Here is a 12811-nt window from a genome sequence, read left to right on the forward strand (position 1 = left end):
GATGAACCACGACGATCTGCCGCTGAACAACCTGTCCCGCCGCCGCTGGCTCGGGGGCGTGGCTGCGCTGGCCTCCACGATGGCCGTGCCGCGGCTGGTGATGGCCGGCGCGGCCGGACCCGAGGACCCGCGCATGGTGTTCGTCATCCTGCGCGGCGGGATGGACGGCCTGGCTGCGGTGCCGGCGCTGGGCGACCCCGACTTCGCCTCGGCCCGCGGCCCGATGGCCCAGTACGGCCGGCCCACGCTGCCGCTGGAGCAGGGCTTCGCGCTGCACCCTGAACTGGGCAAGCTGCACGAGGCCTACAAGGCCGGCGAGCTGACCGTGGTCCACGCGGTGGCCCAGCCCTACCGCGAACGCTCGCACTTCGATGGCCAGCAGCTGCTGGAGTCGGGCGGCTTGCAGCCCTACACGCTGCGCGACGGCTGGCTGGGCCGCGCGCTGAAGGTGGGGGGCCTGCGCAAGGGCCTGGCGATTGCCAACGCCGTGCCGCTGGTGCTGCGCGGCTCGCCGGGCGTGGACACCTGGGCACCGTCGGCACTGCCCGACCCGCCCACCGAGCTGCTCGAGCGGCTGCGGATGCTGTACGCCGACGACAAGGAACTGCTCACCGCCCTGTCGCGGGCGCAGTCGCTGCGTGACGACCAGGGCGGCAACATGGCCTCGGTCGACCCGCGCAAGGGCGGGCACGACGCCTTCCGCAACCTGGCCAAACGCGCGGCCGAGTTCCTGTCGCAGCCCAACGGCCCGCAGATTGCGGTGCTGGAGCTGGGCGGCTGGGATTCGCACACCAATGCGGTGTCGCCCACCGGGCGGCTGGCGCACAACTTCTCGGTATTGGACGCCGGCCTGGGGCAGCTGCGTGAGACGCTGCAGGCCTCATCGGCCTGGCGCCGCACGGTGGTCGTGGCGGCCACCGAGTTCGGCCGTACCGTGGCCACCAATGGCACTCAGGGCACCGATCACGGCACCGCCAGCGCGGCCTTCGTGCTGGGAGGTGCGGTGCGTGGAGGACGGGTGCTCACCGACTGGCCCGGCCTGGCCCCGGCCCGGTTGCACGAGCGACGCGATCTGCGCCCGACCACCGATCTGCGCGCCGTCTTCAAGGGCGTGCTGGCCGACCACATGCGCCTGCCCAGTCAGGCCCTGTCACAGACGGTGTTCCCGGACAGCGCCGCGATCGCACCGCTGCGACTGATGGCCTGATGACGGGTCTGCGCGCCACCGGGCGCGCCGGGCCGCGGTGGTATCATCCGAGCCTTCCGGGCCACCGCTAGGTGGTTGAATTTTCTAAATAAATCAACGACTTAGAGCGACGGCGCGGTCGCTGCCAGGGCTTGCATGGCGAGGCCGGCCGGCCCGCCGTTCACGACTTGTTTCATGCGGCTCAACCAGATCAAGCTCTCAGGCTTCAAGTCGTTCGCCGAGCCCACCACCTTCCAACTGCCCGGGCAGCGCGTCGGCGTGGTGGGACCCAACGGTTGCGGCAAGTCCAACATCATGGACGCGGTGCGCTGGGTGCTGGGCGAGAGCAAGGCGTCCGAGCTGCGTGGCGAGTCCATGCAGGACGTCATCTTCAACGGCTCCGGCAACCGCAAGCCCGCCAGCCGCGCCAGCGTGGAGCTGGTCTTCAGCAATGAGGATGGCCGCGCCGGCGGCAGCTGGAACCAGTACAGCGAGATCGCCGTCAAGCGGGTGCTCACGCGGGACGGCGCCAGCAGCTACTACATCAACAACCAGCCGGTGCGCCGGCGCGATGTGCAGGACGTGTTCCTGGGCACCGGCCTGGGCCCGCGCGCCTACGCCATCATCGGTCAGGGCACGATCAGTCGGATCATCGAGTCCAAACCTGAGGAACTGCGGCTGTTCCTGGAAGAGGCCGCGGGCGTCTCCAAGTACAAGGAGCGCCGCCGCGAGACCGAGAACCGGCTGAAGGACACCCGCGAGAACCTCACCCGCGTGGAAGACATCCTGCGCGAGCTGGGCAGCAACCTCGACAAGCTCGAACGCCAGGCCGAGGTGGCCGCGCAGTACCGCGGCCTGCAGGAGCAGGGCACACTGAAGCTGCACCAGCTGTGGTTCCTCAAGCACCGCGACGCGGCGGCCGAGGAGGAACGCGTCAAGTTGGCAGCACTCGAGGCCACCAACGCACTGGAATCGCGCCTGGCCGAGCTGCGCCATGTCGAAGCCGAACTCGAAACCATCCGCCAGGCCCATTACGCCGCCAGTGATGCGCTGCATGCCCGCCAGGGCGATCTGGCCCAGGCGCAGCTGGAGGTGAGCCGGCTGGAAGAGCGCATCCGCTACGTGGTCGAGGGCCGCCAGCGTGCCCAGGCGCGACTGGCCGAACTGGTCGCGCAGAACGCCCAGTGGAGCGAGCGCCGCACCGAGGCCGAGGCCGAGCTGGAATCGATCGCCGAGCAGATCCTTGCCGCCGAGGAACAGGCCGAGGTGCTGGCCGCGCAGGCCGAGGAAGAGTCGCTGAACGCGCCCACCCACGAGGATGCGGTGCGCGCGGCCCAGGCCCGCGCCAACCAGCAGCGCCAGCAGGTGGCCCTGGTGCAGCAGCAGATCCAGCTGCTGGCCGCCGAGAGCCGCAACATCGACGAGCAGATGAAGGGGCTGCGCAGCCGCCGCGAGCGCCTGGCTGCCGAGCGCCAGGGCCTGGCCTCGCCCGATCTGGACAAGCTGGCCGCGTTGCGCGAGGACAGCGCAGCCGCCGACGAGGTGCAGGCCGAGGCCGAGGCCCGCGCCCAGGCCCTGGGCGACGAGGTGCCGCAGCTTGACGAGCGCCGACGCGCCCAGCAGGAGCTGGTCAACCGCGAATCGGCCCGCCAGGCCGACCTGAGCGCGCGGCTGGACGCGCTGCGTGCCCTGCAGGAAAAGGTGCAGACCGAGGGCAAGTTGAAGCCCTGGCTGGCCAAGCACGGTCTGGACGGCCTGGCCGGTCTGTGGACGAAGATCCACATCGAAGCGGGCTGGGAAGTGGCGCTGGAATCGGCGCTGCGCGAGCGCATGAACGCGCTGGCCGTGGGCCGGCTGGACATCGTGCGCGCCTTCGCCGCGGATGCGCCGCCGGCCAAGCTGGCCTTCTACTCGCCGCCGGCTGCCGGCATCCAGAACACCCACCAGACACTGCCGCGGCTGTCCGATCTGCTGCGCCTGAACGACGCCGGCCTGAAGGCATTGCTGAACGACTGGCTGGAGGGCGTCTACACCGCCGACAGCCTGGACACCGCGCTGGCCCAGCGCGGCCAGCTGACCCACGGCGAGGTCATCATGACCCGCGAAGGCCATGCGGTCTCGCAGTTCGCGGTGGGCTTCTACGCCCCCGACTCCGAGCAGGCCGGTCTGCTGGCGCGGGCGCAGGAGATCGAGAACCTGGAGCGTGAGTCGCGCGCCCAGCACCTGCTGGCCGACGAGGCCCGCACCGGGCTGGTCCGCGTCGAGGCGGCGTTCACCGAGGCCTCCAGCCGCCTGGCCCAGGCCCGCCGCGAGGCCACCGACGCGCAGACCCGTGCCCACCAGCTGCAGGTTGAACTGCTGCGCCTGTCGCAGCAGGCCGAGGCCTCGTCGGCCCGCCGTGGGCAACTCGACGAGGAGCTGGCCGAGGTCGATGCGCAGATGGAGGAGCTGGCCGAGCGCCGTGCCACCGGCGAGGGCCGATTCGAGGAACTCGACCTGCAGCTGGCCGAGACGCAGGAGCACCATGCCCAGCTCGAGGAGGACGTGATCGCCGCCGAGCGCCGGCTGGCCGGTGCACGCGAGCAGCTGCGCGCGCTGGAGCGCCAGGCGCAGGAGGCGCAGTTCCAGGCGCGGGCGCTGTCGGCGCGGCGCGGTGAGCTGCAGCGCCAGGTCGAGACCGCCGCGCAGCAGGTGCGCGCCAACGAGCAGGCCGGCGAGCAACTGCAGCTGGAGCTGGGCGCGTTCGACGACCAGGCCGCGCAGGCCGGGCTGCAGGACGCGCTGGCGCTGCAGGCCGAGAAGGCCGAAATCCTGGGCGCCGCCCGCAGCGAGTACGACGAGCTCAGTGCCAAGCTGCGCGCTGCCGACGAGCAGCGGCTGCAGTTCGAGCGCAGCCTGGACCCGCTGCGTGAACAGATCACCAAGCTGCAGCTGGAGCAGCAAGCCGCCAGCCTGGGTGGTGCCCAGTACCTGGAGCAGCTCACCGCAGCCGAGGTGGACCTGGCCGCCTTGGCCCAGAACATCGCGGACCACAACGTCAAGCTGTGGGGCCTGCAGGGCGAGATCGACCGCATCAACCGCGAGATCGCGGGCCTGGGCGCGGTCAACCTGGCGGCACTGGACGAGCTGACGGCGGCGCGTGAGCGCAAGACCTTCCTCGATGCGCAGAACGCCGACCTGATCGACGCCATCACCACGCTGGAAGACGCGATCCACAAGATCGACCTGGAAACCCGCGACCTGCTGATGACCACCTTCAACCTGGTCAACGAGGGCTTCGGACGCATGTTCCCCAGCCTCTTCGGCGGTGGCCAGGCCAGGCTGATCATGACCGGCGACGAGGTGCTTGACGCCGGCGTGCAGGTGATGGCGCAGCCGCCGGGCAAGAAGAACAGCACCATCCATCTGCTGTCGGGTGGCGAGAAGGCGCTCACCGCGATCGCGCTGGTGTTCGCGATCTTCCTGCTCAACCCGGCGCCGTTCTGCCTGCTCGATGAGGTGGACGCGCCGCTGGACGACGCCAACACCGAGCGCTACGCGCGCCTGGTCAGCGAGATGTCCAAGGGCACGCAGTTCCTGTTCATCTCGCACAACAAGATCGCGATGGAGATGGCCGAGCAGCTGATCGGCGTGACGATGCAGGAACAGGGCGTGTCGCGCATCGTCGCGGTGGACATGGAAGCCGCCGTCGGCATGGTCGAGGGATGACAGGAGTCGTCGAACAATGAGTCTGACCGTGGCACTGGCCATCCTGGCCGGCGTGGTGTTGCTGGGCGTGGTGGTGCATGGCGCCTGGACGACGCGCCGCGCCGGGCCGCGCCAGCCGCAGGTGGTGGACAACGCCGAGCCCGCACACCGGCTGGAGCCCACGCTGGGGGGCGTCGACCCCGCACCGGCCACGATCGACGGCGAGCCGGTGGTCGGCCTGCCCGACCCGGTGCGCACCGCGGTGGCCACGCGGCGTGCGGCACGCATCGATGCGCTGATCGACGCCATCGCCACCGTCGCACCGGAAACCCCCATCAGCGGCGAGTTGGCGCTGCAGCACCTGCCCACCACGCGCCGCGCCGGCTCCAAGCCCTTTCACATCGAAGGTCTGGACAGCGAGACCGGTGACTGGGAACAGCCCCAGGCCGGTCACCGCTACACCGAGTTCCAGGCCGCGGTGCAACTGGCCAACCGGCATGGCGCCCTCAACGAGATCGAGTACTCCGAGTTCGTGCAGAAGGTGCAGGCCTTTGCCGATGCTGTGGGCGCGATGCCCGATTTCCCCGACATGCTCGATGCCGTCGCACGCGCCCGCGAGCTGGACGCGTTCTCCAGCGCCCACGATGCCCAGCTGACCGCGGTGCTGCGCGCCAACTCGGTGGCCTGGAGCGTGGGCTACCTGCAGCAGTGCGCCGGCCGCCATGGCTTCGTGCCCGGCGTGGTGCCGGGTCGGCTGGTGCTGCCGTCGACCGAGGAAGGCGCGCCGCCGGTGCTGGTGCTGGCCTTCGACCACCAGGCCGCGCTGGCCGAGGATCCGGGTGAGGCGGCGCTGCGCGAAGTCACGCTGAGCCTGGACGTGCCGCAGACCCCCGAGGCCGCCGAGCCCTTCTCCGCCTGGCAGGAACAGGCGCGTCGCCTGGCTGACGATCTGGACGCCACGCTGGTGGACGACCAGGGCCAGCCGATCACGCTGCACGCGTTCGCCGCCATCGGCGCCGAACTGCTGCGCCTGTACCGCGCGCTGGAGTCCCGCGACCTGGCCGCCGGCAGCCTGGCCGCGCGACGACTGTTCAGTTGACGCCGCGCAGAGCCGCTGCGCGCGGCTGGCCGGTGGCAGCCAGGGCTGCCGGTATCATCGCCCATCCACATTGCCTGCCCGTACGGAGGCCTGCATGAGTCGTTGGGACACGCGCGCGCTGCGGCGCTGCGCCCTGGGTCTGTTCGCCTGCCTGGCCGCTGCCTCGGCCCCGGGCCAGACCCCTGCGCCCGACGCCAAGGCCCTGGAGCGCGGTGCCCGGCTGATCGGCTTCTGCGCCAACTGCCATGGCGCCAACGGCAATTCCACGGCGCCGGAGATTCCCAACCTGGCGGGCCAGAACCCGGCCTACCTGGACGAGCAGATGCGGCGCTTCATCGACGGCCGCCGCAAGGACCCGTTCATGAGCGGCCTGATCAAGGCCATGAGCCCGGCCGAGCGCGCCGATGCGGTGGCCTATCTGGCCGCCCAGACCATGCAGCCCAGCGCGCCGCCAGCGCCCGCCGCCCAGGTGGCCGAGGGCCGCGCCTACTACGGCAAGGTGTGCTTTCGCTGCCATGGCGAGCAGGCCCGGGGTGATGCCACCGTGCCGCGCCTGGCCGGCCAGCAGCCTGGCTACGTCGTCAAGAGCCTGAAGCGCTACCGCGACGGCACCGGCGAGCGGCTGGAGCCGGTGATGGCGGCCAACACGAAGATGATGAGCGACGCGCAGATCCAGGCCGTTGCCGCCTACGTGGCGAGCCTGCGATGAGGCGATCGGCTGCGTACACTCGCAGCCATGTCCCAGACGCCTGATCTTTTCGGCCCCAGCCCCGCCGAGCAGGCGGCTGCGCTGCGCGCGCAGCTGCACCACCACGCCCACCGCTACTACGTGCTGGATGCGCCGGAGATTCCCGACGCCGAATACGACCGTCTGTTCCAGGCGCTGCAGGCGCTGGAGGCGGAGCATCCCGAGCTGCTGACGCCCGACTCGCCCACGCAGCGCGTGATCGGCCGGGTGCTTGACGGCTTCGCGCCGGTGCGCCACGCGGTGCCGATGCTCAGCATCCGCACCGAGACCGACACCACGCCCGCCGGCGCCGAGGCCTTCGATGCCCGCGTGCGGCGCGAGCTGGCGCTGCCCGAAGAGGCCCCGCCAGTGGCCTATGCCGCCGAGCTGAAGTTCGACGGCCTGGCGATCAACCTGCGCTACGAGCGCGGCGTGCTGGTCCAGGCCGCCACGCGGGGTGATGGCGAAACCGGCGAGGACGTCACGCAGAACATCCGCACCGTCAACCAGATTCCCCTGCGCCTGCAGGACGCCGAGCCCGAGGTGCTGGAAGTGCGCGGCGAGGTCTACATGCGCCGCGATGACTTCGAGGCGCTCAATGAACGCCAGCGCGGCCTGATTGCCGCCGGCGCCAGGAACGAGAAGACCTTCGTCAACCCGCGCAATGCCGCGGCTGGCGCGGTGCGGCAGCTCGATCCGGCGATCGCCGCGAAGCGCCCCTTGAGCTTCTTCGCCTACGGCCTGGGTGAGGTGCGTGGCTGGGATGTGCCCGCCACCCACCATGGCCTGCTGGAGGCCCTGGCGGCGCTGGGCCTGCCGGTGTGCGAGCACCGTGCGGTGGTCGAGGGCGCGGCCGGCCTGTCGGCCTTCCACCAGCGCATCGGCGCGCTGCGCGACAGCCTGCCGTTTGACATCGACGGCGTGGTCTACAAGGTCAACGACCGCGCGCTGCAGGAGCGTCTGGGCTTCGTCACCCGCGAGCCGCGCTGGGCGGTGGCGCACAAGTACCCGGCGCAGGAGCAGATGACGCGTCTGCTGGACATCGACATCCAGGTCGGCCGCACCGGCAAGCTCACCCCGGTGGCCAAGCTCGAGCCGGTGTTCGTGGGCGGCACCACCGTCAGCAATGCCACGCTGCACAACGAGGACGAGGCCCGGCGCAAGGACGTGCGCGTGGGCGACACCGTGATCGTGCGCCGTGCCGGCGACGTGATCCCCGAGGTGGTGGGCGTGGTGCTGGAGCGCCGTCCGGCTGATGTGGGCGAGCCGTTTGATCTGTACCAGCGCCTGCAGGGCCGCTGCCCGGTGTGTGCCAGCCCGATCGAGCGCGAGGAGGGCAGTGCCGACTGGCGCTGCACCGGCGGCCTGACCTGCCCGGCGCAGCGCAAGCAGGCGCTGCTGCACTTTGCCGGCCGCCGGGCGATGGACATCGAGGGCCTGGGCGACAAGCTGGTCGACCAGCTGGTGGATGCCGGCATCGTCCAGGCGGTGCCTGACCTCTACAAGCTGGGCTTCACCGCGCTGGCCGCGATGGAGCGAATGGGCGAGAAGTCGGCGCAGAACCTGTTGGCCGGCATCGAGAAGAGCAAGTCCACCACGCTGGGCCGCTTCCTGTTCGCGCTGGGCATCCGCCAGGTGGGCGAGGCCACGGCCAAGGACCTGGCGCGCCACTTCGGCACGATCGATCGGCTGATGGACGCGCGGGTGGAGGAACTGCTGGAGGTCAACGATGTCGGACCGATCGTGGCCGAGAGCATCCGCCATTTCTTCGACCAGCCGCTGCACCGCGAGGTGGTCGAGCAGTTGCGCGCCGCTGGCGTTCACTGGCCCGACGAGCAGGGCACCGCCAGCGACGCGCCGCGCCCGCTGCTGGGCAAGGTGCTGGTGCTGACCGGCACGCTGCCCACGCTGGGCCGCGACGAGGCCAAGGACCTGATCGAGGCGGCCGGCGGCAAGGTCAGCGGATCGGTCTCGAAAAAGACAACCTGGGTGGTGGCCGGCGAGGAGGCCGGCTCCAAGCTGGACAAGGCGCGCGAGCTGGGCGTGCCGGTGATCGACGAGGCCGGCCTGCGTGCGCTGCTGGCCGGTGATGGACAGGAGCCCTGACGATGGCCGTGCGAGAGATCCTGAGAATGGGCGACCCGCGCCTGCTGCGCGTGGCGCAGCCGGTGACCGCCTTTGACACGCCCGAACTGCATGCGCTGGTGGCCGACATGGAAGAGACCATGGCGGCCGCCCGCGGCGCCGGGCTGGCCGCGCCGCAGATCGGCGTGGACCTGCAGCTGGTGATCTTCGGTGTCGAGCGCAGCGAGCGCTACCCCGATGCCCCCGCCGTGCCGCGCACCGTGCTGCTCAACCCGGTGATCACGCCGCTGCCCGGGCCCGATGGCGCGCCGGACGAGGAAGAGGGCTGGGAAGGCTGCCTCAGCGTGCCCGGCCTGCGCGGCGTGGTGCCACGCCACCGGCGCATCCGCTACAGCGGGGTCGACATCGCCGGCCGGCCGATCGAGCGCGAGGCCGAGGGCTTCCACGCCCGCGTCGTGCAGCACGAGTGCGACCACCTGATCGGCCGCCTGTACCCCACCCGCATGCGCGACCTCACCCGCCTGGGCTTCACCAGCGTGCTGTTTCCCGGCCTGGACGACGCCGACGACTGAGTGTGACGGGGCGCAACGCTGTCAGCCGCGCTGCCGCCGGGGGCGTTGATGTCCCTGGAGGCTTGATGACCATGTCCATGCAATTGATTGTTCGCACCCGGGCCAGCCGTTGGCTGGCGGTGGGTGTTCTGGCCCTGACCGGTCTGGCCGCCCAGGCCATGGACGACCCGCCGGGACGCGTCGGCCGCGTGGCCGACGTCCAAGGCCGGGCCTGGCTGCAGGAGGCCGGGCAGGGCGAGTGGATCGACGGCCTGCGCAACCGCCCGCTGACCAGCGGCGACCGCCTGTCCACCGACCGCGACGGCCGGCTGGACCTGCAGATCGGCTCCACCGCGCTGCAACTGGGCACCGGCAGTGAGCTGCAGGTGCTGCGCCTGGACGACGACCGCATCGAGCTGATGCTGGTGGCCGGCAGCCTGGGCCTGCGCGTGCAGGAGCCCGAGGTGGCGCGCGAGATCGAGTTGCGCGCCGGCGACTTCCGCTTCTTGCCGGTGTCGCCCGGCGCCTACCGCATCGACCAGGACAGCCGCAGCAGCCACGGCGGCGTGGGGGCCAGCGGCGAGTTGGCCTTTGAATCGCGCGACGCGCAGCTGAACCTGCGCGCCGGCCAGCGCGCCGAGTTCTGGCTCGACCCCTCGGATGGTCGCACCCACTACAGCTGGTCCACGCTGCCCGGCGACGGCCTGGCCGCCTGGCTGCAGCAGCCGGTGTGGGCGCCGGAGCGCCGCGCCGAGTCGCGCTATGTGTCGCCCGAAATGACCGGTGCCGACGACCTGGACCGCTACGGCCGCTGGGCCGACCACCCCGAATACGGCGCGCTGTGGACGCCGACCACGGTGGTCGCCGGCTGGGCCCCGTACCGCTACGGCCGCTGGGCCTGGGTCTCGCCCTGGGGCTGGACCTGGGTGGATGACGCGCCCTGGGGCTTCGCGCCCTTCCACTATGGTCGCTGGGTGTTCTGGGGCGGCCGCTGGTGCTGGGCGCCGGGCCGCTACATCCGCCGTCCGGCCTACGCCCCGGCGATGGTGGCCTGGGTGGGCAGTCCCGGCGTGAGCATCAGCGTGGGCATCGGGCCGCAGGTGGGCTGGGTGCCGCTGGCGCCGCGCGAGGTCTATTACCCCGCCTACCGGTACTCGCCGCGCTACCTGGAGCATGTCAACCACCCCTACGTCTACGGTCGGCCGGTGCCGCCGCGGCCGCCGCGTGAGCCGGTGATGTACTCGAACCGCGGCGTGCCGGGGGGCGTCACCATGGTGCCGTCCAACGCGCTGCAGCAGCGCCAGACGGTGGCGGTGATGCAGCACCGTCTGGACGACGTCCAGGTGCAGCGGGTGGTGCAGAGCCAGCCGGCGCGGTCCTGGCAGGCCGTCACGCCGCCGGCACCGCAGGGCGCGGTCCAGGCGCCGCGGGTGCTGCCCACCGCCTCGCCCGCCCTGGCCCAGCCGCGTTCGCCGGCCCAGCGCACGCTGCCCAGTGCCGCGGTACGGCCCGAGAACGAGGCCGACGGCAACAGCCGCCGCGACTACCCGCAGCGCATCGCGGTGCCGGAAGCGCCCGGCCGCGCCGAGGCGCCCGCCCGCGTCGAGCCGGCCAACCCGTCGCCCGCCGTGCGCAGCAGCCCGGCCGTGGTGGCGCCGCCCAGCCGCACGCTGCCGCCGGCCGAACCGGCAGTGCGTCCGATGGAGGCCCCGCGTGCACCGGCCGCCCCGGCCGCCCGCCCCGCCGAGGTGGAACGCCCGGTGGCCACGCCGCCCAGCCGCACGCTGCCCCCGGCCGAGCCCACCGTGCGTCCGATGGAAGCGCCGCGGGCGCCGGCCGCCCCGGCCACCCGCCCCGCCGAGGTGGAGCGCCCGATGGCCGTGCCGCCGAGCCGCACGCTGCCCGCCGAGCGTCCGGTGCCGGTTCGCCCGCAGGTCGAGCGTCCACAGGTCGAGCGCCCGCCCGTCGAACGCATGCCGGCCGAGCGCCCGCAGGTGGAACGCGCCCAGCCGGAGCGCCCGCAGGGCGAGCGCCCGGGGCGCCAGCGCGACGCCGAAGGCCGTGGCAACGGCCGACGCGACCGCGACGAACGCTGAACGGCGCCGTCCCGGTCCGCGCTGCCCCGCTCAGCGGGGCAGCAGTGTTTTCAGCGCCGGCCAGACGTTGTCCAGCATCAGCGGATGCGCCTTGGCCAGCGGGTGGATGCGGTCGCTCTGGAACCAGGCCTCGGCGTCCGGCCGGTCGGCCACGCCGGCCAGCAGGAAGGGCACCAGGCCGGCCCGGCGCTCGCGGGCCACGTCCTGGAAGCTGCGGGCGAACTCCTCGGTGTAGGCGCGGCCGTAGTTGGGCGGCACCTGCATGCCCACCAGCAGCACCTTGGCGCCGGCCTGCTGGGCGGCGCTGGTCATCGCCATCAGGTTGTCTCGGGTGCTGGTCACCGGCAGGCCGCGCAGCGCGTCGTTGCCGCCCAGCTCGATCACCACCACCGCGGGCTTGTGCTGCGCCAACAGGCCGGGCAGCCGGCTGCGGCCGCCGGCGGTGGTGTCGCCGCTGATGCTGGCGTTGACCACCTGCAGCGGCGACTTCTGGGCCTTCAGCCGCTCGGCCAGCAGTGCCACCCAGCCGCTGCCGCGCGCCAGGCCGTACTCGGCCGACAGGCTGTCGCCCACGACCAGCAAGACCGGCGCTGCCGTGGGGGCGGCGGTGGCCGCGCTACAGTCGGCGCCGATGCAGGCGATCAGGCCTGCCAGCAGCCCGGCGCGCCGCGCCCTTGAAACCAAGCTCATGTCTGAACCCATCATCGCTGTGGAGCATGTCAGCAAGCGCGTCACCGACGCCACTGGCACGCTGACGATTCTCCACGACATCGACTTCAGCCTGCAGCCGCGGGAGTCGGCCGCCATCGTCGGCGCCTCGGGCTCGGGCAAGAGCACGCTGCTGGCCTTGATGGCGGGCCTGGACGTGCCCAGCGAGGGCACGGTGCGTCTGGCGGGCACCGACCTGTTCGCGCTGGACGAGGACGCGCGCGCCGAGGTGCGGGCGCGCTCGCTGGGCTTTGTCTTCCAGAGTTTCCAGTTGCTGGCCAACCGCACCGCGCTGGAGAACGTGATGCTGCCGCTGGAGCTGGCCGGTGCGGCGCGGGCGCGCGAGCAGGCGGCCGAGATGCTCGACCGCGTGGGCCTGTCGCAGCGCCTGCGCCACTACCCCAAGGTGCTGTCGGGCGGCGAGCAGCAGCGCGTGGCGCTGGCGCGGGCCTTCGTCGTGCGGCCACAGCTGCTGCTGGCCGACGAGCCCACCGGCAGCCTGGACTTCGCCACCGGCGAGTCGGTGATGAACCTGATGCTGGAGCTCAACCGCGAGGCGGGGACGACGCTGGTGCTGGTGACGCATGACCGCGCGCTGGCGGCGCGCTGCGAACGCCAGCTGCACATCGAGGCCGGCCGCCTGATGCCGGCCTGATGCCCGCCTGATGCCCG

At 72.0% G+C, this 12811-nt stretch carries 9 protein-coding genes; 8 read left to right on the top strand and 1 reads right to left on the bottom strand.

Annotation, left to right across the window (positions count from 1 at the left end):
• Position 1: 1 nt before the first annotated feature.
• The 7 genes from KAK07_RS16120 to KAK07_RS16150 all read left to right on the top strand — a co-directional run bounded on the left by KAK07_RS16120 (position 2) and on the right by KAK07_RS16150 (position 11431).
• Complete coding sequence (locus tag KAK07_RS16120; protein ID WP_210861854.1) at positions 2–1207, top strand: DUF1501 domain-containing protein; 1206 nt, start codon at positions 2–4, stop codon at positions 1205–1207.
• A 174-nt stretch (positions 1208–1381) separates the two neighbouring features.
• The gene (gene smc / locus KAK07_RS16125) at positions 1382–4894 is read left to right on the top strand and encodes a chromosome segregation protein SMC (RefSeq protein WP_210861856.1); all 3513 of its coding nucleotides are present in this window, start codon (positions 1382–1384) and stop codon (positions 4892–4894) included.
• 16 nt (positions 4895–4910) lie between these two features.
• A complete protein-coding gene (locus KAK07_RS16130) occupies positions 4911–5972 on the top strand; it encodes a cell division protein ZipA C-terminal FtsZ-binding domain-containing protein (protein WP_210853754.1) in 1062 nt (353 codons plus the stop codon).
• A 94-nt stretch (positions 5973–6066) separates the two neighbouring features.
• The gene (locus tag KAK07_RS16135; RefSeq protein WP_210853755.1) at positions 6067–6681 is read left to right on the top strand and encodes a c-type cytochrome; all 615 of its coding nucleotides are present in this window, start codon (positions 6067–6069) and stop codon (positions 6679–6681) included.
• A gap of 27 nt (positions 6682–6708) precedes the next feature.
• Positions 6709–8805 carry an NAD-dependent DNA ligase LigA gene (ligA, locus tag KAK07_RS16140; RefSeq protein WP_210853756.1) on the top strand — a complete coding sequence of 699 codons (2097 nt, stop codon included), beginning with the start codon at positions 6709–6711 and terminating at the stop codon, positions 8803–8805.
• Between the two features lie 2 nt (positions 8806–8807).
• Positions 8808–9356, top strand: coding sequence for a peptide deformylase (gene def / locus KAK07_RS16145; protein WP_210853757.1), 549 nt, complete (start codon positions 8808–8810; stop codon positions 9354–9356).
• Between the two features lie 77 nt (positions 9357–9433).
• Positions 9434–11431, top strand: coding sequence for a DUF6600 domain-containing protein (locus tag KAK07_RS16150; protein WP_210853758.1), 1998 nt, complete (start codon positions 9434–9436; stop codon positions 11429–11431).
• Positions 11432–11461: 30 nt separating this feature from the next.
• Here the strand turns inward: KAK07_RS16150 and KAK07_RS16155 are convergent, their stop codons facing one another.
• Positions 11462–12121: an arylesterase gene (locus KAK07_RS16155; protein ID WP_210853759.1), complete on the bottom strand. Its 660-nt coding sequence runs from the start codon at positions 12119–12121 to the stop codon at positions 11462–11464.
• Here KAK07_RS16155 and KAK07_RS16160 point away from each other — a divergent pair.
• On the top strand, positions 12120–12794 hold the full coding sequence (locus KAK07_RS16160; protein WP_210853760.1) for an ABC transporter ATP-binding protein: 675 nt from the start codon (positions 12120–12122) through the stop codon (positions 12792–12794). The genes KAK07_RS16155 and KAK07_RS16160 overlap by 2 nt on opposite strands.
• Positions 12795–12811 lie beyond the last annotated feature (17 nt).

The sequence above is a fragment of the Ideonella alba genome, from assembly GCF_018069875.1.
Lineage (GTDB): Bacteria > Pseudomonadota > Gammaproteobacteria > Burkholderiales > Burkholderiaceae_C > Ideonella > Ideonella alba.

Excerpts from the sequence above, each read along its gene's own strand:
- KAK07_RS16120 (WP_210861854.1), top strand. The coding sequence starts at position 2 with ATGAACCACGACGATCTGCCGCTGAACAACCTGTCCCGCCGCCGCTGG.
- smc (WP_210861856.1), top strand. The coding sequence starts at position 1,382 with ATGCGGCTCAACCAGATCAAGCTCTCAGGCTTCAAGTCGTTCGCCGAG.
- KAK07_RS16130 (WP_210853754.1), top strand. The coding sequence starts at position 4,911 with ATGAGTCTGACCGTGGCACTGGCCATCCTGGCCGGCGTGGTGTTGCTG.
- KAK07_RS16135 (WP_210853755.1), top strand. The coding sequence starts at position 6,067 with ATGAGTCGTTGGGACACGCGCGCGCTGCGGCGCTGCGCCCTGGGTCTG.
- ligA (WP_210853756.1), top strand. The coding sequence starts at position 6,709 with ATGTCCCAGACGCCTGATCTTTTCGGCCCCAGCCCCGCCGAGCAGGCG.
- def (WP_210853757.1), top strand. The coding sequence starts at position 8,808 with ATGGCCGTGCGAGAGATCCTGAGAATGGGCGACCCGCGCCTGCTGCGC.
- KAK07_RS16150 (WP_210853758.1), top strand. The coding sequence starts at position 9,434 with ATGCAATTGATTGTTCGCACCCGGGCCAGCCGTTGGCTGGCGGTGGGT.
- KAK07_RS16160 (WP_210853760.1), top strand. The coding sequence starts at position 12,120 with ATGTCTGAACCCATCATCGCTGTGGAGCATGTCAGCAAGCGCGTCACC.
- KAK07_RS16155 (WP_210853759.1), bottom strand. The coding sequence starts at position 12,121 with ATGAGCTTGGTTTCAAGGGCGCGGCGCGCCGGGCTGCTGGCAGGCCTG.